An 18,627-nucleotide genomic window follows, 5' to 3' on the forward strand; every position below is an offset into this window, starting at 1 on the left:
CCCGAGGTATTTGAAGGCCAAAAGAAACGGGCTGCTGGAGTGAGCGTGATGGATTGGGACGAATTTGCCCGTTGGGCGGCGCGGGCCGGCGATTTTGGCGCCAGCTATCACAAGGGGCTGAGGGACCGCCCCGTGCGGCCGGATGTTGCGCCAGGGGAGTGTGCGGCCTTGCTGGCGGCCGCGCCGCCGGAAAACGGCGCGGCGATGGAGGCGATCTGGACCGATTTCGAGCGGATCGTGCCGGACGGGCTGACCCATTGGCAACATCCGCGCTTCTTTGCCTATTTCCCGGCCAATGCCGCGCCGGTGTCCATGCTGGCCGAGATGCTGGTGAGTACGCTCGCGCCGCAGTGCATGTTGTGGCAGACCTCGCCCATGGCGACCGAGATGGAAGGCGTCATGATCGACTGGTTGCGGCAGGCCATGGGCCTGCCCGACGGCTGGTCCGGGGTGATCCAGGATTCCGCCTCTTCGGCGACCCTGTCGGCGGTGCTGACCATGCGGGAGCGGGCGACGGGCTGGACCGGGAACCGCGAGGGGCTGTCGGGCAAGGGGCAGTTGCGGGTCTATTGTTCGGACCAGGTGCATTCCTCGATCGACCGGGCCTGCTGGGTGGCAGGAATCGGGCAGGAGAACCTTGTGAAGATCGGCACCACGGGCGCGCCGGGATTTGGCGTGGATGTGGCGGCCTTGCGCGCCCGGATCGCCGAGGATCGCGCGGAGGGGCATGTGCCCGCGGGGATCATCGCGGTGACCGGGGCCACGGGTGTGGGGGCGTGGGACATGCTGACCGACGTGGCGCAGGTGGCGCGGGACGAGGGATTGTATCTGCATCTGGATGCGGCATGGGCCGGATCGGCGATGATCTGTCCGGAGTTTCGCGCGCAGTTCTGGCCGGGAGTGGAGATGTGCGACAGCGTGGTGTTCAACCCGCACAAGTGGCTGGGCGCGCAGTTCGACTGTTCTGTGCAGTTCCTCAAGGATCCGAAACAGCAGATCGATACGCTGAAGATCGAGCCGGAATACCTGAAGACCTCCGGATCGGAGGTGGTGAATTACTCGGAATGGACGATCCCGCTGGGGCGGCGCTTCCGGGCGCTGAAGCTGTGGTTCCTCCTGCGCTATTACGGGTTGGAGGGGCTGCGTGCGCGGTTGCGCAACCATGTCACCTGGGCCGGGGAGGTCTGTGAGGCGTTGCGTGCGCGGGGCTTTGAGATCGTGACCGAGCCGATCCTGTCGCTGTTCACCTTTCGCGGGCTGGGGGATGATACGGCCCAGCAGGCGCTGGTGGATGCGATCAATGCGGATGGACGGATCTATGTCACCCAAGGCCTGCACGCAGGCCGCAAGGTGATCCGATTTCAGGTCGGGCAGTTCGACTGTACCCGTGACGATGTAATGATGGCGGTGGATGTCATCGCGGAGATTTCCGGAGGCCGGGCATGATGGTGCCGCATTTCGTTTCCTACCGCTTTGAGGGGCGGTTGTTCTATGGCGTGCATACAGGAGAAGGGGTCATCGACCTGTCCTCTGCCAATCCGCAATGGCCCAGTTTGCGCGAGGTGATTGCGGCGGGTGCGTTGAAGGAGATTTTCCTGCAGGCGGCGGGACGCGGCGCGGATCATGCGCTGGAGGCGGTGACGCTGGAGCCGCCGATCCCCGCGCCGGAGAAGATCATCTGCGTCGGGGTGAACTATCCGGACCGCAATGCCGAGTACAAGGACGGGCAGGCGGCGCCGTCGAAGCCCTCCCTGTTCATCAGGTTTCCGCGCAGTTTCGTTGGCCATGGGGAAAACCTGGTGCGGCCGCCGGAGAGTGAGCAACTGGACTACGAGGGTGAGATTGTCATCGTGATCGGCAAGGGCGGGCGACGGATCACGCGCGAGGAGGCCTATGATCATGTGGCGGGCCTGACATTGTGCAATGAAGGCACGATCCGCGATTGGGTGCGGCACGCCAAGTTCAACGTGACGCAGGGCAAGAATTGGGACCGCTCCGGGGCCTTGGGGCCGTGGCTGGTGCCATTCACAAATGCGGCGCAACTGGATGATATCGCGTTGGAAACCCGCGTGAACGGGGAGGTGCGGCAGAGCGACCGGACCTCGCGCATGAACTACGATTTCCGCTACATCGTTTCCTATGTCTCGACGTTCTGCACGCTGGTGCCGGGGGATGTGCTGATCTGCGGCACACCCACCGGCGCGGGGGCGCGGCTGGATCCGCCGGTCTGGCTGAAACCGGGCGACGTGGTCGAGGTGGAGGCCGAGGGCATCGGGATCCTGCGCAACGGGGTGGAGGACGAGGCGTGACCGAAGAGGATATCCTTGCCGCCGCGCGGTCCCTGGTGACGGCAGAGGCCGCGCGGGAGCAGATCGGACTGCTGTCGCTGGCGCATCCCGACATGACGCTGGATGAGGCCTATGCCGTGCAGGCCGCCTATGTGACGGCGCGTCTGGCGCAGGGGCGGCGGCAGGTGGGGTGGAAGATCGGCCTGACCTCGCGCGCGATGCAGGACGCGCTGCGGATCGAGACGCCGGACAGCGGCGTGCTGCTGGACGACATGGTTTTCGAGAGCGGCGGTGTGGTGCCCAGGGGGCGGTTCATCCAGCCGCGCGTGGAGGCGGAGATTGCCTTTGTCATGAAGGCGCCCTTATCGGGTACCGTCTCACGCGAGGAGGTCGTCGCCGCCACGGAACATGTCTGCGCGTCGCTGGAGGTCCTCGACACGCGTATCCTGCGGGCCGATCCACAGACCGGGCGGGCGCGCACGGTCTGTGACACGATTGCCGACAATGCGGCCAATGCGGGGATCGTGCTGGCCGAGCGGCGGTTGAACCCACGGCTGGTGGATCTGCGCTGGATCGGGGCAATCGTGGCGCGGGACGGCGTGGTCGAGGAGACCGGGCTGGGGGCAGGGGTGTTGAATGATCCGGTGATGGGCATCGTCTGGTTGACCGAGCGGTTGGCGGCCTATGGACAGCGGATCGAAGCCGGGCAGGTGGTCTTGTCCGGGTCGTTCATCCGGCCGGTGGAATGCCCCTCGGGTTCGCTGATCGAGGCGGATTTCGGGGATTTCGGCCAGGTGGCGATCAGTTTTGAATGAGCGGGACGTTGGGACGGCGCTCCTCGGGGCCTGCGGCCCCGATATCGCCCCGCCCACCGTCCCGTAATGCGCGCCTTGGGAGCGTTGCTCTGCTTCCGGGTTCGGAAATTGCGGTCTAGTCTGCCGGGACGATCTGCAGGGTCTGGCGCAATTTTCCGGTGGCGCGGTCAAAGATCAGGATCTGATCGTCCGTGGTCACCACCGCGTACCAGTCCGGTCCTTGCGTGAAGGTGCTGGCCTTTGTGCCCGACGGCAGGGTGATCACCTCTGGCAGCGGCGCGCTGGCGTTGCTATAGCGGTTCCAGATCAGGCCGAGGATCCCGAGGATCCCGGCAATCATCACCGCCGTGAGAACCGTCACCAGAATGCGCAGAAAGCGCAGCGAGGGCGGTTCGGGCAGATTGTCTTCGGCATCGGGAGTAGCCATGGAGATCCTTCGCATCACGATTGCGGCTGACCCGCCGCCGCGTCTTGATAAGGCGCTGGCCCGCGATGTGCCAGAGGCCGCTGCACTGTCGCGCACGCGGTTGGCGCGTCTGATTGCCCAGGGCGCCGTGTCTCGGGATGGAACGGTGATGACCGATCCCAAGGCCAAGGTCACCGAGGGCGATGTGGTCGAAATCGGGGTGCCCCCGGCGGAAGACTATGACGTGGTGGCGCAGGACATCCCCTTGCAGGTGATCTGGGAAGATGCCGACCTGATCGTGATCGACAAACCCGCCGGGATGGTGGTGCATCCTGCACCTGGCACGCCGGATGGCACACTGGTCAACGCGCTGTTGCACCATTTCGGTGGCGACCTGTCCGGTGTGGGCGGCGAAAAGCGGCCCGGCATCGTGCACCGCATCGACAAGGACACATCCGGCCTTTTGGTGGTGGCAAAATCCGACCGCGCCCATCACGGGCTGGCCGCGCAGTTCGAGAAACATACGGCGCGCCGCGCCTATCTGGCCATTGCGCACGGCGTGCCGGACCTTGCCGATCCGCGTTTGACCAACACGCGCGGCGTCTCTGCCGGGGCGGATGGCGTGGTGACGATCACCAGCGGGTTGGCCCGCCACCGGACCGAACGGCAGCGGCAGGCCGTCTATTTCGACGGGCAGGGGCGGCATGCGATCACCCATGTGAAGCTGCTGGAACGCTTTGGCACACCGCCCAGCCTGTCCTTGGTAGAATGCCGACTGGAGACCGGGCGCACTCACCAGATCCGGGTGCATATGGCCCATGTCGGCCATGCGCTGCTTGGCGATCCGGTCTATGGCGGGCGTCGGAAACTGTCGGAAAAGGCGCTGGGCGCGGCGTATGCCACCGCGCGCGCCTTTGACCGGCAAGCGCTGCACGCCGCCGAACTGGGATTTGACCACCCGGTGACCGGTGAGCCGCTGATGTTCCACAGTCCGTTGCCGCAGGACATGGCGGAGTTGCTGGCGGCACTGCGCGTCGCGTGACCAGCAATCAGGATTTCGACTGCGTGATCGTGCAGTTCGATTGCCCCGGGGTTCAGACCCGCGCCGTGATCAGCAGCCAGAGGCAGAGCGCGCTTTCGGCCAGGATGCAGACAAGGTAGGCGGGCTGAAAAAGGTCGAATGCCATGGGTGCGGCAAGGCGCAACAGCCCGCCGGTGAGGTAGACAAGCCCCGCTGCGGCGATGCCGAAGGTCAGTAGTCGCGGCACGGTCCCAAGCCACAACAGGCGGGCCATGATCAGGCTGTTCACGCCGAACAGGATCAAGCCGATGTCATAGCCAAGGCTGTGCATCTGGGTCATGTGGACCGCCATGCGCGGCGCGTCCGCCAGCAGCGCGGGGGCAGAGGCCAGCGCGATCAGGCTGGCGCCGATCAACACCGCCTGTCCAAGCCGAAACACCATCGCGGCGCGGGCCAGGGCCTCTGACCTGTCGCGTAACAGCGTGAAGAACACCAGCGCCAGCAAGATATCCGCCAGCAGCATGACCACATCGGCCAGCAAGCTGAGACGCAGTCGCGGCAGACCAAGGGAGAGCGCTGCGGCAACCTGTTCGGGGGAGCCCTGCAAAAGCGGCCCGCGCAGGGCCAGTTCAGCCGTCAAACCGCAGAGGATGATCACAAGATAAAGCGCACCGGCACTACGGGTCAGGGAGGGTAAGGAATCTCGGGCTTGCATGGCGGCTCCTTTCGGGCAGGAATTGATGGGGTGGTAACCTATGCGAAATGATTTGATAATTGGCCAAAATTGCAGTATATTAATGCAATATTGCATGGATTAAGGGTATGGCCCGATTATTTCAGGCAGGCGCGGAACCTGCACGTCTTCGTGACGCTTGTGACACAAAGACTGACACCGACGGAAAATCTGCCTAGGTGCGTACAAGTAGATGAACCCACCGGGTCTTGAACCGGGCAGTTCAGTTATTAAATGAATGTTAAGGCCCGTTACATGCGGGTCTAAACGGAGGGACCGAGCATGACCAATTACGCAAATCTTCCGGCACCGTCGCCCGAAGCGGGCCTCAGCCGGTATCTTCAGGAAATCCGCAAGTTCCCCCTGCTGGAGCCTGAAGAGGAATACATGCTGGCCAAGGCGTGGGTCGAACAGGAAGACACCGAGGCCGCGCACAAGATGGTGACGTCGCACCTGCGCCTGGCCGCCAAGATCGCCATGGGCTACCGCGGATACGGCCTTCCGCAGGCCGAGGTGATTTCCGAGGCCAACGTCGGTTTGATGCAGGCGGTGAAACGGTTCGACCCTGAAAAGGGCTTTCGTTTGGCGACCTACGCCATGTGGTGGATCCGCGCCTCGATCCAGGAATACATCCTGCGTTCGTGGAGCCTTGTGAAGCTGGGCACGACCAGCGCGCAGAAAAAGCTGTTCTTCAACCTGCGCAAGGCCAAGAGCCGCATCGGCGCGTTGGAAGACGGCGACCTGCGCCCGGAACATGTCGAGAAGATCGCAACCGACCTCGGCGTTACCCAGGACGAGGTGATCAGCATGAACCGGCGCCTGTCGGGCGGCGATGCCTCGCTGAACGCCACGGTTGGCTCCGAAGGCGAAGGCACCATGCAATGGCAGGACTGGCTTGAAGACGAAGACGCCGATCAGGCCGGTGACTACGCCGAACGTGATGAGCTGGAAGCGCGGCGCGCCCTGCTGGCCGAGGCGATGGATGTGCTGAACGACCGCGAAAAGGACATCCTGACCCAGCGGCGCCTGTCCGATCAGACAGTCACACTCGAAGAGTTGTCGGGCCAGTACGATGTCAGCCGCGAACGGATCCGCCAGATCGAGGTGCGCGCCTTTGAAAAGCTGCAAAAGCGCATGCGCGACCTTGCCAAGGAGCAGGGCATGCTGCCCGCCTCCTGACGCGGCCTCCTCCCGCCGCGTCTGTCGAAACACCCCCGGGCTCCTCCCCCCGGGGGTGTTTTTTTGTTCAGTCGGACGCGTGCAGAGGGGACTACGGCAATGCTTGCGATGCCCGGGCCATGCCGTCATGTTGGCGCAAACGGGAGGACGACATGACTGATCACCTGCGCTGGGGCATCCTGGGGGCGGCGAAATTCGCCCGTGAACACATGGGGCCGGCAATCCACGCCGCCCCGCGCGGCCGCCTTGCGGCACTTGCAACCTCATCCCCGGACAAGGCGGCTGCCTTTTCTGAGTTTGCGCCGGGCCTGACGGTGCACGGCAGCTATGACGCGCTGCTTGCAGATCCGGACATCGACGCGGTCTATATCCCGCTGCCCAATCATCTGCACTTGGATTGGGCGCTCAAGACGCTGGAGGCGGGCAAACATGTGCTGGTCGAAAAGCCGCTGGCGATGCAGGCGGACGCCTTCGATGCCGTGATCGCCAAGCGTGACGAAACCGGTCTGCTGGCGGCAGAGGCCTACATGATCGTGCATCACCCCCAGTGGCAAAAGGCCAAGGCCCTCTATGAGGCAGGCGCGATCGGCAAGCTGGTGCGGGTATCTGCGGCCTTTTCCTATGACAATCGAAGCGATACCGACAACATCCGCAACCGGCCCGACACCGGGGGCGGCGCGGTGCCGGACATTGGCGTTTACATCTATGGCTCGACCCGCTTTGTCACCGGCGAGGAGCCGTCAGAAATCCTGTCGGCCCGGGTGGTGCGCGAAAACGGGGTGGACGTCTGGACGCATATCACCGCGGATTTCCCGTCGTTCCATTACACCGGCGTCGTCTCCATGCGCATGGCCCCCTGGCAGGAGATGGTGTTCCACGGCGAAGAGGGTGTCATGAAGCTGACCGCGCCCTTCAATGCGCAGGTCTACGGAGAGGCGCGGGTGGCGCTGCAGTCCCGGGATCTGGTGGAAACAGTCTATCGCTTTCCTGCGGACAATCACTACGTCCACCAGGTTGCGAATTTCAACGCGGCCGTGCTGGACGGCGCGGCGTATCCTTGTCCGCTGGAGTTCAGCAAGGGCACGCAGGCGATGATCGACATGGTCTGGGCCATGGAAAAAGGCGGCTGAGGCGCGGCCTCCGGACGCCCCGACTGCGGGACATTCGTCCCGCAGCGGCCCGCCCTCCATCCAGCGCCCGAAGATTCCCTGTCAGAGATCGGCGATGGAGATCACCACCTTGCCGGTGCTCTTGCGCGTACGCAGCAGCTCCATGCCCTCGGCGGCCCGGACCAGCGGCAGCACATGGCTGACATGGGGTTTGATCCGCCCCTCGGCGTGCCAGGTCATCAGTTGCTGCAGCGAATCGGTCAGCACCTTGGGGTTGAAGTCAAGGTAGCCGCCCCAGTAAAGCCCGAGAACTGATATGTTTTTCACCAGCAGATGGTTGGCCTTGATCTGAGGCACTTCGCCGCTGGCAAAGCCGATGGGCAGAATGCGCGCCTCTGGCTTGCAGGAGCGGAATGCGGCGGTGAACTGCTCGCCCCCGACCGGGTCATAGACCACGTCCGCGCCGCCAAGCGCCTTCATTTCGGTGCGGATATCCTGCGTCGAGGCGTCGATCAGATGGTCGGCGCCCGCCGCTTTGGCGGCGGCGAGCTTGTCCGCGCCGCGGGCGCAGGCGACCACCGTAGCCCCCATCAATTTGCCGATTTCAACGGCGGTCAGACCGACCCCGCCAGCCGCCCCAAGAACCAGCAAGGTCTCGCCCGGTTGCAGGCGGGCGCGGTGGTCCAGCGCCACGTGGCTGGTGCCATAGGCGATTTGAAAGGCCGCAGCGTCGGTCCAGCTCATGCTGTCAGGCAGCTTCACCGCGCGAACTGCTGAAAAACAACCCTTTTCCGCCAGTCCGCCTTGGCCGCCAAACACCGCCACACGGTCGCCCGGGGCAAATCCCTCGACCCCTTCGCCCAGCGATTCGACGACGCCCGCCACCTCCATGCCCAGCACGAAAGGCAGGGCGGGCGTGTCCTGATAGGTGCCCTTCTGCATCAGCAGATCGGCGAAGTTCAGACCGCAAGTGGCAATATCAAGACGGATTTCCCCCGGAGCGGGTGCCGCAACGTCAATCTCGGTCAGGGCGGGGGGTGTTTCGTGGTCGGTCACTTGGTAGGCGCGCATCGCTGTCTCCGGCATTTTCCCTTTGCCTACCTAAGTTTGAGGGCCGAGGCAAAGATCAATGACTGACGCTGATTGGCGTCAACTGTATACAAAAGCTTACTTGTCCGTTTCAACTTTGTCGTGTTTCATAGATTGTTTTACCATCACTGGGTGGTTGAGCGGCTTGATTTTTGGAACCGTTATGATGTAGCACTTTTGATTGTAGACGTGCAGGATGATGCTGGCTCTGGGGCAGGGATATGGAACCCGGTACATCTGGTCACAAACATAGTACAGGAAGACACAGATGGCGCATCCCGTTGACGTACATGTCGGCAAGCGTATTCGGCACCGCCGCTGGCTGGTGGGTATGACCCAGCAGCAGCTTGCGGAACGTGTCGGTATCAAGTTCCAGCAAATCCAGAAATATGAGACCGGCGCAAACCGCGTCAGTGCCTCACGGCTTTGGGATATTGCCGACGCTCTGGACGTCCCGGTCAGCTTCTTCTTCGAGGGGATCGAGACCGAGTCTGCGGATGCCGCGGCAAGCGAAAACGTCCCTGCAGACATCATGGGTGACAAAGAGGCCCTGGATCTCGTCCGGTCCTACTACGCGATCCCGGAAAACCAGCGTCGCCGCCTGTTCGAACTGGCCCGCGTTCTGTCCGACGTGGCTTGAGCCTTTGACTTCCCTCCTGTAGCCCGGTTTCCGGACGCATCAGGAGGGACGCATGACCGGACGTTCTACCCAGAATACCGACGATCTGATCGCAACGGCCGAAGCATTGGCCGATGCGGCTCGTCTGGCGATCCTCCCCCATTTCCGCAGCTCCGGCCTGTCGGCCGAGAACAAGGCAGGCGCCGGTGCGTTTGACCCCGTGACCGTGGCGGACCGCGCCGCCGAACAGGCGATGCGCGCCGTTCTGGCAGAGCGCCGCCCGCAGGATGCGATCCTTGGCGAGGAATACGGCACGCAGAGCGGCGACAGCGGCTTGACCTGGGTGCTGGATCCCATCGACGGCACCCGCGCCTTTCTGGCCGGCACCCCGACCTGGGGCGTGCTGATCGGCCTGCGGGACGCGGATGGCCCGATCCTTGGCCTGATCGACCAACCCTATATGCAGGAACGCTTTCGCGGCGGTCTTGGCCTTGCGGACTGGAGCGGGCCGCACGGCGGCGGCGCCTCCCGCACCCGCGCCACCCCCGCGCTGGAGGATGCGATCCTTTTCACCACCTTCCCTGAGATTGGCACCCCGGAGGACCGAGCCGGGTTCGAACGGGTGGCAGAACAGGTGCGGCTGGTGCGTTACGGGATGGATTGTTACGCCTACGCCCTGCTGGCGGCGGGGCAGATCGACCTTGTGATCGAGGCAGGCTTGCAAGCCTATGACATCCTCGCGCCCATCGCGGTGATCGAGGCCGCAGGCGGCGTTGTCACCAACTGGGAGGGCGGCCCGGTGCATGACGGCGGGCGCGCCGTGGCAGCGGCCAACCCGCAGCTGCATGCCGCCGCTCTGGACCTGTTGGCCAAGCGCGGTTAAAGTCCTCGCGCCTTCCGCGCGTCCTTTCCCTTTTCTGGCGCGGCTGCGCCTGTCTCTCACCGAAAAGGGCTCTTGTGAGGGGCTGGCATGTCTGACACCGAAATCCTTATCCGCAATGCGCAATGTGTCCTGACAATGGACGACGCGCATACCGAAATGGCCAACGCGGACATCTGCGTCCGAAACGGTGTGATTGCCGAGGTCGGGCAGGGTCTGACGACCCCGGGCCGCGTAATCGACGCCGCGACTTGCGTGGTCACGCCGGGCCTCGTGAACACGCATCATCACCTGTTCCAGACGCTGACCCGCGCCGTTCCCGGCGGTCAGGATGCGTTGCTCTTCGGCTGGCTGCAGACTCTCTACCCGATCTGGGCGCGCTTTGGCCCCGAAGAGGTTTTCACCTCGGCCCAGATCGGTCTGGCGGAGCTGGCGCTGTCGGGCTGCACCCTGACATCCGACCACCTGTACCTCTACCCCAATGGCGCGCGGCTGGACGACACCATCGCCGCCGCGCAGGAGGTGGGCTTGCGCTTTCATCCCACGCGCGGCGCCATGAGCATCGGTGTCAGCGATGGCGGCCTGCCGCCCGACAGCCTGGTCGAACGTGAGGCGGCGATCCTCGACGATTGCATCCGGGTGATCGACGCCTTTCATGATCCGCGCGAGGGCGCGATGGTGCGTGTCGGCGTCGCCCCCTGTTCGCCCTTTTCGGTCAGCCGGGACTTGATGCGGGATGCCGCGCTGCTGGCCCGCGACAAGGGCGTGATGCTGCACACCCATCTGGCCGAAAACGATGAGGATATCGCCTATTCCCTGGCGCAGTTCGGCTGCCGCCCCGGCCAATATGCCGAGGATCTGGGCTGGACCGGCGCGGATGTCTGGCATGCGCATTGCGTGAAGCTGGACGGGCAAGAGATCGACCTCTTCGCCCGCACGAAAACCGGGGTCGCCCATTGCCCCTGTTCCAACTGCCGCCTTGGCAGCGGCATTGCCCCGGTGCGGGCCATGCGCGATGCGGGCGTCCGGGTGGGGCTGGGGGTCGACGGATCCGCCAGCAACGACAGCAGCTCCCTGATCGGCGAGGCGCGTCAGGCCATGTTGTTGCAGCGCGTCACGCGCGGCGCCGACGCCATGAGCGCACGCGAGGCGCTGCGCATCGCCACCCGTGGCGGGGCAGAGGTGCTGGGCCGTACCGACTGCGGCCAGATCGCCGTGGGCAAACGGGCGGACATCGCGCTCTGGGACGTGAGTGGGCTGGAAAGCGCCGGTAGTTGGGACCCGGCGGCCCTGCTTCTGGCCGGACCGCAGCGGGTGCGGTACCTTTTGGTCGAGGGCCGCATGGTGGTCGAGGACGGGCAGATGGTCAGCTTCGATCTGGAGCGTGCCATTGCCACGCAGAACCGGCTGGCGCGGTGCCTGTCCGAACAGGTCTGACGGTCCGACGGGGGAGAACACAGGATGATGCGGCTGGTTTCACTGGTGGCGCTTTGCGCGCTTCTTGCCTCTTGCGGCGGGTGGCGGTCTCAGGATCGGGGCGGATGGCAGCCTTTCCCACGGTCACAGATCAGCCGCGCAGAGGTCAGCCCGGTGGCAGGCCCCGCCGCCCCCCTCAGCGCCGCCAGCGCCCGGCAGGCCCTGAATGCCTTTCGCGCCGAAAACGGGCTGGGCCCGCTGACAACCAATCCACAGCTTGAAAGTGCGGCGCTGGCCCATGCGCGGGATATGGCACGCCGCGGGATCTTCGATCACCGGGGATCGGATGGCAGCGATCCGATGGTGCGGGTGCAGCGTGCGGGCTACAGCCCCTGCTATGTCTCGGAAAACATCGCGCGCGGTCAGCGGTCGCTGTCAGAGGTTATGGCAGGCTGGGCCAATTCGCCGGGCCACCGTCGCAACATGCTCAGCGCCGGCGCCGCGGAATTCGCATTGGTGCGCGGCGCGGGCGACAACTGGGTGATGGTGCTGGGACGCGGCTGCTGAGGCCCTAGCTTGCTGGCGTGATCACACCGTTTTCCGTCACGACCATGTCCAGCGGCTGATCGGTCGCTTCCAACGGCAGGTCGGGATCCTCCTGCGCGGCAAAGGCAAACCCCACGGCCAGCGTGGGCCGCTTGGCCCGCAGCAACTCCAGCGTCCGGTCATAGAACCCGCCGCCATAGCCCAGCCGCCCGCCTTTCCGGGTAAAGGCGACCAGCGGCACGATCAGCAATTCCGGTTCAAAGAACTCCGGCTCGGCGGGGATCATCGCGCCGAAAGCGCCTTCGACCAGTGGCATCTCCGGCTCCCACCGGGCGAATTTCAGCGGCTGGCCCTTGGCGATGATCACCGGCACGCCGACCGGCCCATGCGCCGCCGCCTCGGACATGGCAGGCACCGGGTCGATCTCTGTCCGGATCGGCAGGAAACCGGACAGCGGCACGCCACGATAGCCCGCCAAAACCTCGCTCAGCTTGCCCGCAGCGCCGGGGGGCTGTGTGTCAAAGGCCGTCTTGCGGCGCGTGAATGCGGCCTTGCGGGCGGCTTTCTTGCGGTCGTCCAGGCTCATAGCAACACCACGACGGCAAGACCCAGAAAGGCGAAGAAGCCAACCACATCTGTTACCGTCGTCACAAAGGCACCAGAGGCCAGCGCCGGGTCCACCCCGGCCTTTTCCAAAATGACCGGAATCACGATCCCGGCCAGACCGGCCACCACAAGGTTGATGACCATCGCCGTTGCGATCACCCCGCCCAGTTGCGCGGAGCCGAACCAGAGGATGCCCACGATCCCCATGATCACCGCAAAGGCCAGCCCGTTGATCAGGCCCACGATGACCTCTCGCCGGATCACCCGCCAGAGGTTCGCGCCGGTGAGGTCCTTGGTCGCCAGCGCGCGCACCGCCACGGTCAGCGACTGCGTGCCCGCGTTGCCGCCCATCGAGGCGACGATGGGCATCAGCACCGCCAGCGCAACAACCTGCGTGATCGCCTCTTCGAACTGCGAGATCACAAGGCTGGCCATGACGGCAGTCACAAGGTTCACCGCCAGCCACGGGAACCGCCGCTTGGTGGTTTCGATCACCTTGTCCGACAGGCGGCTTTCGCCGTCCACACCGGCAAGGCGCAGGATGTCTTCCTCGTTTTCCTCATCCAGAACGGCCATGGCGTCGTCGATCGTGATCACACCCACCAAACGGTCGTTTTCATCGACCACGGGCGCGGAAATCAGGTGATACTGGTTAAAGGCATAGGCGACCTCTCCTTCATCCCGCGTGACCGGAATGGTGTGAAAGGTCTCTTCCATGATCTTCTTCAACAGCACGTCGCGGCGCGAGGACATGATCTTGCCCAGGGTCACGTTGCCGACCGGCCGCAGTTTCGGGTCAACCATGACCACATGGTAGAACTGTTCCGGCAGGTGGTCGGAATTGCGCATGAAATCAATGGCGTCGCCCACACTCCAGTGTTCGGGCGCCATCACCACTTCGCTCTGCATCAGGCGCCCGGCGGAGAATTCCGGATAGCTCAGCGACTGGCGGACCGCTGCGGCATCCCCGGCCTCCAGCGCGCCAAGAATGGCGTCCTGCTGCGGTTGGTCGAGGTCTTCGACAAGGTCAACGACGTCGTCGGTGTCCAGCTCGCGCACCGCCTCGGCCAGCACCTCGGGGTGCAGTGCGCCGATGACCTCTTCGCGCAGCGTCTCGTCCAGTTCGGACAGGATGTCGCCGTCGAACTCCTGCCCATAAAGCCGGATCAGGCGCATCCGGTCATAGGCGTTGATCTGTTCCAGAAGGTCGGCGATGTCGGCCGCGTGCAGCGGCTCCATCAGCTCGATCAGCTGCTCGCGGTCGTCCACGTCGACGGCGTAGAGGATGCTCGCGACTGCCTTGCGGTCCAGCGCATAGGAATCTTCGCGCTCTGCCGTTTCGGTGGCTTCTGCCTGCATTTCTTCTGCCATGCGCTGTCCTCCGCCTGTTCGTCGCGAGATTAGGACATGCCTTTGCCGGGCAACAGGGGGCAAGAGCGATTTACCTTTCCAACCGCCGCGCCTAGGATTTTCTGCATGAGCAAACGTCACCTTCACCTTGGCCAGACCCTGCGATTCACCGACAGCCCCTTCGACGCCGGGCCTGCGGCGGCGGTCCACGATTCTGCGGGCGCGATTGTGGTCGACAACGGGTGCATCACACAGGTCGGATCGGCCCGCGCGCTGCGGGATGACGACTATGCCTCGATCACCGATCACGGGCAGGCACTGTTGCTGCCGGGGTTCATCGACGCCCACGCGCATTACCCGCAGACCGCCATGATCGCCAGCTGGGGCAAGCGGCTGATCGACTGGCTGAACACCTACACCTTCCCCGAGGAGATGAAGTTCGCCGATCCCGCCTATGCGGCAGAGATCGCCGGGCGCTACCTTGACCTGCTGCTGGCGCAGGGCACGACGACGGTCTGCAGCTATTGCACGATCCACCCGGCTTCGGTCGATGCCTACTTTGCGGCGGCAGAGGCACGGGGCATGCGCGTGCTGGGCGGCAAGACCTGCATGGACCGCAACGCGCCCGCAGGCCTGCTGGACAGCGCGCAAAGCGCCTATGACGACAGCAAGGCGCTGCTGCAGCGCTGGCACGGGCAGGGGCGGGCCTCCTACGTGATCACGCCACGGTTTTCGCCCACGTCCACGCCGGATCAGTTGCAGGCGCTGGGGGCGCTCTGGGCGGAACATCCGGATTGCCTGATGCAGACCCATCTCAGCGAGCAGACGGATGAGATCGCATGGGTCAAATCGCTGTTCCCCGAGGCGCGCGATTACCTCGACACCTACGAGGCCTTCGGCCTGCTGGGTGCGCGGGGCCTGTACGGCCACGCCATCCACCTCGAACCGAGAGAGCGCGATCGCCTGCGCGAGGTCGGCGCGGCGCTGATCCATTGTCCGACCTCGAACACCTTTATCGGGTCGGGCCTGTTCGACATGGACGGGCTGACACGTGAGGGCCATCGCGTCGGGCTGGCCACGGACACCGGCGGCGGCTCCAGCTTTTCCATGCTGCGCAGCATGGCGGCGGCTTATGAGATTGCGCAACTGCGCGGGCGGGCGCTGCACCCGGCGGATCTGCTCTGGCTGGCGACGGCGGGCTCTGCGCAGGCGCTTGGGTTGGACGGGGTCATCGGCGCGCTGGAACCGGGCCATGAGGCCGATTTCATCGCGCTGGATCTTGCCTCGACCCCCGCCATCGCGCAGCGCAGCGCGCGGGCGGGCGACATCTGGGAGGCGCTGTTTCCCACCATCATGATGGGTGATGATCGCGCGATTTCAGCGACCTACGTGGCAGGACAAAAAGCCGCCTAAACCTCTGGCGCCCGTATCCTTCGGCGTGACCGGCAGGTCCGGGTTCCGCGCATTCGGCCTTTGCAGCGGGTCCAGACACAGCGCCCGATACGCCGCCCGTCGGGCCCCATCAAGTTCAGCCGCCAATTCTGCGGCCCGCGCCAGGGGGCGGGCCGCAGCCTGCAAACCTCAGCCAAGCGCCCGCCAGCCGATATCGCGGCGACAGATACCCTCGGGCCAGTCGACACCTTCGACCATGGCATAGGCCCGGTCACGCGCCTCTTTCAGCGTGGCACCGCGCGCCGTGGCGTTCAGCACCCGCCCGCCATTGGCCAGCACCTTGCCGCCCTCGGATTTCGTGCCCGCGTGGAACATCATGTGAAAGCTGTCTTCGGGCAGGGCGTCCAGCCCACGGATCTCTGTTCCCTTGGCATAGCTGCCGGGATAGCCCTCGGCGGCCATGACCACGGTCATGGCGTGGTCGTCGGCCCATGTGACCTGCGCCTCGGCCAGCCGTCCCTCGGCGCAGGCGTGCATCAGGTCCAGCGCCTGCGCGCCAAGCCGCAGCATCAGAACCTGGCACTCCGGGTCGCCGAAACGGGCGTTGTATTCCACCAGCCGCGGCTGGCCGTTCTCGATCATCAGCCCGACGTACAGCACGCCCTGATAGGGCATCCCGCGCCGCACCATTTCTGACATGGTGGGGCGCACGATCTCGTCCAGCGCCTTTTGCGTGACCGCGTCGGTCATGATGGGGGCGGGGGAATAGGCGCCCATGCCGCCGGTGTTGGGGCCGGTGTCGCCCTCACCGATGCGCTTGTGGTCCTGTGCGGTGCCGATGGGCAGGCAGGTGTCCCCGTCGACCAGCACGAAGAAAGACGCCTCTTCGCCGGTCATGAACTCCTCGATCACCACCTCGGCGCCCGCGCCGCCAAAGATGCCGCCGAACATGTCATCCACCGCCGCGCAGGCATCCTCGACCGTTTCGGCGATGATGACACCCTTGCCCGCGGCCAGACCGTCTGCCTTGACGACGATAGGCGCGCCCTCGGCCCGGATATGCGCCTTGGCGGCTTCGGCATCGGTGAAATGGCCATAGCCTGCCGTCGGCGCATCGACCGCCGCGCAGATTTCCTTGGTAAAGCTTTTCGACGCCTCCAGCCGCGCCGCCGCCGCCGAGGGGCCGAACACGAGGAAACCTGCCTCGCGCAGGCGGTCGGCCACACCGGCGGCCAGCGGCGCCTCGGGGCCGATGATCACCAGGTCAATGGCGTTTTCCCCGGCAAATTCGGTCACCGCGCCGCCATCCTCGATGTTCAGGCTGGCGCATTCGGCGATCAGTTCGATGCCCGCATTGCCCGGCGCCACGATCAGCTTGTCGCATTTGGGGTTTTGAAGGGTGGCCCATGCAAGGCTGTGTTCACGGCCGCCGCTGCCGAGGATGAGGATGTTCATGGGCGCGCTCCTTGTCTGGCGGGGGCATTCTGGGGACGGTCAGTCCAACTTGGAAATTTGAGCAAGAGAAAGCCAAGGGCGGCTTTTCCGGCGGTTGAGCGTCGTTTAAGGTCCTCCGCAGGCAAGAGCAAGCGAGGCGGCATGGACCTGATCGACGACGGACCAGAGGGCAACACGCCCGAGTTTTCCGTGTCGGAACTCTCCGGCGCGGTGAAACGCGTGATCGAGGGGGAATTCGGCCATGTCCGCGTGCGGGGAGAGGTGGGGCGCGTCAGCCGCCCACGGTCGGGGCACGTCTACCTTGACCTCAAGGATGACCGCTCGGTGATTTCCGGCGTCATGTGGAAAGGGGTTGCCGCGCGCCTGCAGACCCAACCCGAAGAGGGGATGGAGGTGATCGCGACGGGTCGTCTGACAACCTTTCCGGGCCAGTCCAAGTACCAGATCGTGATCGAGGACATCCGCCCCGCAGGCGCAGGCGCGCTGATGGCGATGCTGGAAAAGCGCAAGGCGATGCTGCAGGCCGAGGGGCTGTTCGACGCCTCCCGCAAGAAGCCGCTGCCCTACCTTCCTGAAATCATCGGGGTCGTGACCTCTCCCTCCGGCGCGGTGATCCGCGACATCCTGCATCGCCTGCGGGACCGCTTTCCGCGCAAGGTGCTGATCTGGCCGGTGGCCGTTCAGGGCGCGAATTGCGCGCCCGAGGTGGCGCGCGCCATCGAAGGCTTCAACCGCATGACGCGGGGCGGGGCTTTGCCGCGTCCCGATCTGCTGATCGTGGCCCGCGGCGGCGGCTCGGTCGAGGATCTCTGGGGCTTTAACGAGGAAGTGGTCGCCCGCGCGGCGGCAGCCTCGGAGATCCCGCTGATCTCTGCTGTGGGGCATGAAACCGACACCACGCTGATCGATTTCGTCTCGGACCGGCGCGCGCCCACGCCCACAGCGGCGGCAGAACTTGCGGTCCCCGTGCGGCTGGACCTGATGGGGCTGGTCAGCGAATACGGCACCCGTATGGCCCGTGCCATGAGCCAGCGGGTCGAAATGCGCGGCCAGCGCCTGCGCGATCTGTCGCGCGCCTTGCCGCGCCCCGATGAACTGCTGGACGGCCCGCGCCAGCGGCTGGACGTTATGGGCGAACGCCTGCCACAGGCCCTGACCCGGTTGGTGGATCGGCGGCGTCTGTCCCTGTCGGAAACCGCCGGCAGCCTGCGCCCCGCCATGCTCTCCCGGGCCGTTGCCGTCGAACGCGCTCGCGTGGCCGACCGCGCCGAGCGCCTTGGCCCCGCGCTGACCCGGCTGGTCGCCACCCGGCGCGAGGCGCTGGCCCGCCGCGCCGACCGGCTGGACCCGCGCCCCCTGCGGCGCGAGATTGCCGCGCAATCCGACCGGCTGGAGGCGCTGACCCGCCGCCTGCAAGAGGCACAGCGCCAACGCCTCACCGAAACCGACCGCCGCCTCGACGCCCTGGGCCGCCTGTTCGAGACGCTGGGCTACCGCGAAACGCTGCGCCGCGGCTATGCCGTGGTGCGCGGCGATGGCAAGGTTGTCACCACCCGGTCCGCCGCCGAGGACGCCACCGGGCTGGAAATCGAATTTGCCGATGGGGTGCTGCGGCTTGGCGGGCGAAGCTCATCCCGCAAATCGGACAAGCCGAAACCACCCGAACAGGGCAGCCTGTTCTGAAGGCGCGCATGAAAACCGCAGCATAACCACCCGCAGGCTT

18 protein-coding genes are annotated in these 18,627 nt (G+C 65.2%); 12 read left to right on the forward strand and 6 right to left on the reverse strand.

Going from position 1 to position 18,627, the window contains the following annotated elements:
* The first annotated feature begins 48 nt into the window (after positions 1-48).
* The 3 genes from ACTXGA_RS06130 to hpaH are packed head-to-tail and all read left to right on the forward strand — an operon-like array spanning position 49 to position 3,103.
* Positions 49-1,446 (forward strand): pyridoxal phosphate-dependent decarboxylase family protein, encoded by a 1,398-nt coding sequence (locus ACTXGA_RS06130; RefSeq protein ID WP_443392252.1) that lies wholly within the window; start codon positions 49-51, stop codon positions 1,444-1,446.
* The gene (locus tag ACTXGA_RS06135; RefSeq protein ID WP_443392413.1) at positions 1,446-2,309 is read left to right on the forward strand and encodes a fumarylacetoacetate hydrolase family protein; all 864 of its coding nucleotides are present in this window, start codon (positions 1,446-1,448) and stop codon (positions 2,307-2,309) included. The genes ACTXGA_RS06130 and ACTXGA_RS06135 overlap by 1 nt, the downstream gene beginning before the upstream one ends.
* Entirely contained in the window at positions 2,306-3,103 is a 798-nt protein-coding gene (gene hpaH, locus ACTXGA_RS06140; RefSeq protein ID WP_443392253.1) for a 2-oxo-hept-4-ene-1,7-dioate hydratase, read from the forward strand. The genes ACTXGA_RS06135 and hpaH overlap by 4 nt, the downstream gene beginning before the upstream one ends.
* 115 nt (positions 3,104-3,218) lie before the next feature.
* Here hpaH and ACTXGA_RS06145 read toward each other — a convergent pair whose 3' ends face one another.
* The gene (locus ACTXGA_RS06145) at positions 3,219-3,530 is read right to left on the reverse strand and encodes a DUF6476 family protein (protein WP_443392254.1); all 312 of its coding nucleotides are present in this window, start codon (positions 3,528-3,530) and stop codon (positions 3,219-3,221) included.
* Between ACTXGA_RS06145 and ACTXGA_RS06150 the strand changes: the two genes are divergently transcribed.
* Positions 3,529-4,551, forward strand: coding sequence for an RluA family pseudouridine synthase (locus ACTXGA_RS06150; protein WP_443392255.1), 1,023 nt, complete (start codon positions 3,529-3,531; stop codon positions 4,549-4,551). The two genes, ACTXGA_RS06145 and ACTXGA_RS06150, sit on opposite strands and share 2 nt — an antisense overlap.
* 52 nt (positions 4,552-4,603) lie before the next feature.
* On the opposite strand, the gene ACTXGA_RS06155 is transcribed toward ACTXGA_RS06150, so the two are convergent.
* On the reverse strand, positions 4,604-5,245 hold the full coding sequence (locus ACTXGA_RS06155; RefSeq protein WP_443392256.1) for a DUF4386 domain-containing protein: 642 nt from the start codon (positions 5,243-5,245) through the stop codon (positions 4,604-4,606).
* 300 nt (positions 5,246-5,545) lie between these two features.
* Between ACTXGA_RS06155 and rpoH the strand changes: the two genes are divergently transcribed.
* Together rpoH and ACTXGA_RS06165 are read left to right on the forward strand one after the other, a co-directional pair.
* Positions 5,546-6,442, forward strand: a complete 897-nt coding sequence (gene rpoH / locus ACTXGA_RS06160) for an RNA polymerase sigma factor RpoH (protein WP_443392257.1) — start codon at positions 5,546-5,548, stop codon at positions 6,440-6,442.
* Positions 6,443-6,594: 152 nt separating this feature from the next.
* Positions 6,595-7,572, forward strand: coding sequence for a Gfo/Idh/MocA family protein (locus ACTXGA_RS06165; protein WP_443392258.1), 978 nt, complete (start codon positions 6,595-6,597; stop codon positions 7,570-7,572).
* Positions 7,573-7,653: 81 nt separating this feature from the next.
* On the opposite strand, the gene ACTXGA_RS06170 is transcribed toward ACTXGA_RS06165, so the two are convergent.
* On the reverse strand, positions 7,654-8,622 hold the full coding sequence (locus ACTXGA_RS06170; protein WP_443392259.1) for an NADPH:quinone oxidoreductase family protein: 969 nt from the start codon (positions 8,620-8,622) through the stop codon (positions 7,654-7,656).
* Between the two features lie 286 nt (positions 8,623-8,908).
* Here ACTXGA_RS06170 and ACTXGA_RS06175 point away from each other — a divergent pair, with 286 nt between their 5' ends.
* The 4 genes from ACTXGA_RS06175 to ACTXGA_RS06190 all read left to right on the forward strand — a co-directional run bounded on the left by ACTXGA_RS06175 (position 8,909) and on the right by ACTXGA_RS06190 (position 12,122).
* Positions 8,909-9,280 (forward strand): helix-turn-helix domain-containing protein, encoded by a 372-nt coding sequence (locus ACTXGA_RS06175; RefSeq protein WP_443392260.1) that lies wholly within the window; start codon positions 8,909-8,911, stop codon positions 9,278-9,280.
* A 52-nt stretch (positions 9,281-9,332) separates the two neighbouring features.
* On the forward strand, positions 9,333-10,142 hold the full coding sequence (gene hisN, locus ACTXGA_RS06180) for a histidinol-phosphatase (RefSeq protein ID WP_443392261.1): 810 nt from the start codon (positions 9,333-9,335) through the stop codon (positions 10,140-10,142).
* Positions 10,143-10,229: 87 nt separating this feature from the next.
* Positions 10,230-11,576 carry an 8-oxoguanine deaminase gene (locus ACTXGA_RS06185; RefSeq protein ID WP_443392262.1) on the forward strand — a complete coding sequence of 449 codons (1,347 nt, stop codon included), beginning with the start codon at positions 10,230-10,232 and terminating at the stop codon, positions 11,574-11,576.
* Positions 11,577-11,600: 24 nt separating this feature from the next.
* The gene (locus ACTXGA_RS06190; RefSeq protein ID WP_443392263.1) at positions 11,601-12,122 is read left to right on the forward strand and encodes a CAP domain-containing protein; all 522 of its coding nucleotides are present in this window, start codon (positions 11,601-11,603) and stop codon (positions 12,120-12,122) included.
* A 4-nt stretch (positions 12,123-12,126) separates the two neighbouring features.
* On the opposite strand, the gene ACTXGA_RS06195 is transcribed toward ACTXGA_RS06190, so the two are convergent.
* Both ACTXGA_RS06195 and mgtE read right to left on the reverse strand, forming a co-directional pair.
* The gene (locus ACTXGA_RS06195; protein WP_443392264.1) at positions 12,127-12,687 is read right to left on the reverse strand and encodes a 5-formyltetrahydrofolate cyclo-ligase; all 561 of its coding nucleotides are present in this window, start codon (positions 12,685-12,687) and stop codon (positions 12,127-12,129) included.
* The gene (gene mgtE / locus ACTXGA_RS06200) at positions 12,684-14,078 is read right to left on the reverse strand and encodes a magnesium transporter (RefSeq protein WP_443392265.1); all 1,395 of its coding nucleotides are present in this window, start codon (positions 14,076-14,078) and stop codon (positions 12,684-12,686) included. The genes ACTXGA_RS06195 and mgtE overlap by 4 nt, the downstream gene beginning before the upstream one ends.
* A gap of 105 nt (positions 14,079-14,183) precedes the next feature.
* On the opposite strand from mgtE, the gene guaD reads away from it, so the two are divergent.
* Entirely contained in the window at positions 14,184-15,470 is a 1,287-nt protein-coding gene (guaD, locus tag ACTXGA_RS06205) for a guanine deaminase (protein ID WP_443392266.1), read from the forward strand.
* 168 nt (positions 15,471-15,638) lie between these two features.
* On the opposite strand, the gene purD is transcribed toward guaD, so the two are convergent.
* Complete coding sequence (gene purD, locus ACTXGA_RS06210) at positions 15,639-16,904, reverse strand: phosphoribosylamine--glycine ligase (protein WP_443392267.1); 1,266 nt, start codon at positions 16,902-16,904, stop codon at positions 15,639-15,641.
* 141 nt (positions 16,905-17,045) lie between these two features.
* Here purD and xseA point away from each other — a divergent pair, with 141 nt between their 5' ends.
* The gene (gene xseA / locus ACTXGA_RS06215; protein ID WP_443392268.1) at positions 17,046-18,587 is read left to right on the forward strand and encodes an exodeoxyribonuclease VII large subunit; all 1,542 of its coding nucleotides are present in this window, start codon (positions 17,046-17,048) and stop codon (positions 18,585-18,587) included.
* The last annotated feature ends 40 nt before the right edge of the window (positions 18,588-18,627 follow it).

The organism is Antarctobacter jejuensis (assembly GCF_052266595.1).
In the GTDB taxonomy this organism is placed as follows: domain Bacteria; phylum Pseudomonadota; class Alphaproteobacteria; order Rhodobacterales; family Rhodobacteraceae; genus Antarctobacter; species Antarctobacter jejuensis.

Coding starts and splice junctions, on each gene's coding strand:
- xseA (WP_443392268.1), top strand. CDS start 17,046: ATGGACCTGATCGACGACGGACCAGAGGGCAACACGCCCGAGTTTTCC.
- ACTXGA_RS06135 (WP_443392413.1), top strand. CDS start 1,446: ATGGTGCCGCATTTCGTTTCCTACCGCTTTGAGGGGCGGTTGTTCTAT.
- purD (WP_443392267.1), bottom strand. CDS start 16,904: ATGAACATCCTCATCCTCGGCAGCGGCGGCCGTGAACACAGCCTTGCA.
- rpoH (WP_443392257.1), top strand. CDS start 5,546: ATGACCAATTACGCAAATCTTCCGGCACCGTCGCCCGAAGCGGGCCTC.
- hisN (WP_443392261.1), top strand. CDS start 9,333: ATGACCGGACGTTCTACCCAGAATACCGACGATCTGATCGCAACGGCC.
- ACTXGA_RS06155 (WP_443392256.1), bottom strand. CDS start 5,245: ATGCAAGCCCGAGATTCCTTACCCTCCCTGACCCGTAGTGCCGGTGCG.
- ACTXGA_RS06190 (WP_443392263.1), top strand. CDS start 11,601: ATGATGCGGCTGGTTTCACTGGTGGCGCTTTGCGCGCTTCTTGCCTCT.
- ACTXGA_RS06145 (WP_443392254.1), bottom strand. CDS start 3,530: ATGGCTACTCCCGATGCCGAAGACAATCTGCCCGAACCGCCCTCGCTG.
- guaD (WP_443392266.1), top strand. CDS start 14,184: ATGAGCAAACGTCACCTTCACCTTGGCCAGACCCTGCGATTCACCGAC.
- ACTXGA_RS06165 (WP_443392258.1), top strand. CDS start 6,595: ATGACTGATCACCTGCGCTGGGGCATCCTGGGGGCGGCGAAATTCGCC.
- mgtE (WP_443392265.1), bottom strand. CDS start 14,078: ATGGCAGAAGAAATGCAGGCAGAAGCCACCGAAACGGCAGAGCGCGAA.
- ACTXGA_RS06170 (WP_443392259.1), bottom strand. CDS start 8,622: ATGCGCGCCTACCAAGTGACCGACCACGAAACACCCCCCGCCCTGACC.
- ACTXGA_RS06185 (WP_443392262.1), top strand. CDS start 10,230: ATGTCTGACACCGAAATCCTTATCCGCAATGCGCAATGTGTCCTGACA.
- ACTXGA_RS06150 (WP_443392255.1), top strand. CDS start 3,529: ATGGAGATCCTTCGCATCACGATTGCGGCTGACCCGCCGCCGCGTCTT.
- ACTXGA_RS06130 (WP_443392252.1), top strand. CDS start 49: ATGGATTGGGACGAATTTGCCCGTTGGGCGGCGCGGGCCGGCGATTTT.
- ACTXGA_RS06195 (WP_443392264.1), bottom strand. CDS start 12,687: ATGAGCCTGGACGACCGCAAGAAAGCCGCCCGCAAGGCCGCATTCACG.
- ACTXGA_RS06175 (WP_443392260.1), top strand. CDS start 8,909: ATGGCGCATCCCGTTGACGTACATGTCGGCAAGCGTATTCGGCACCGC.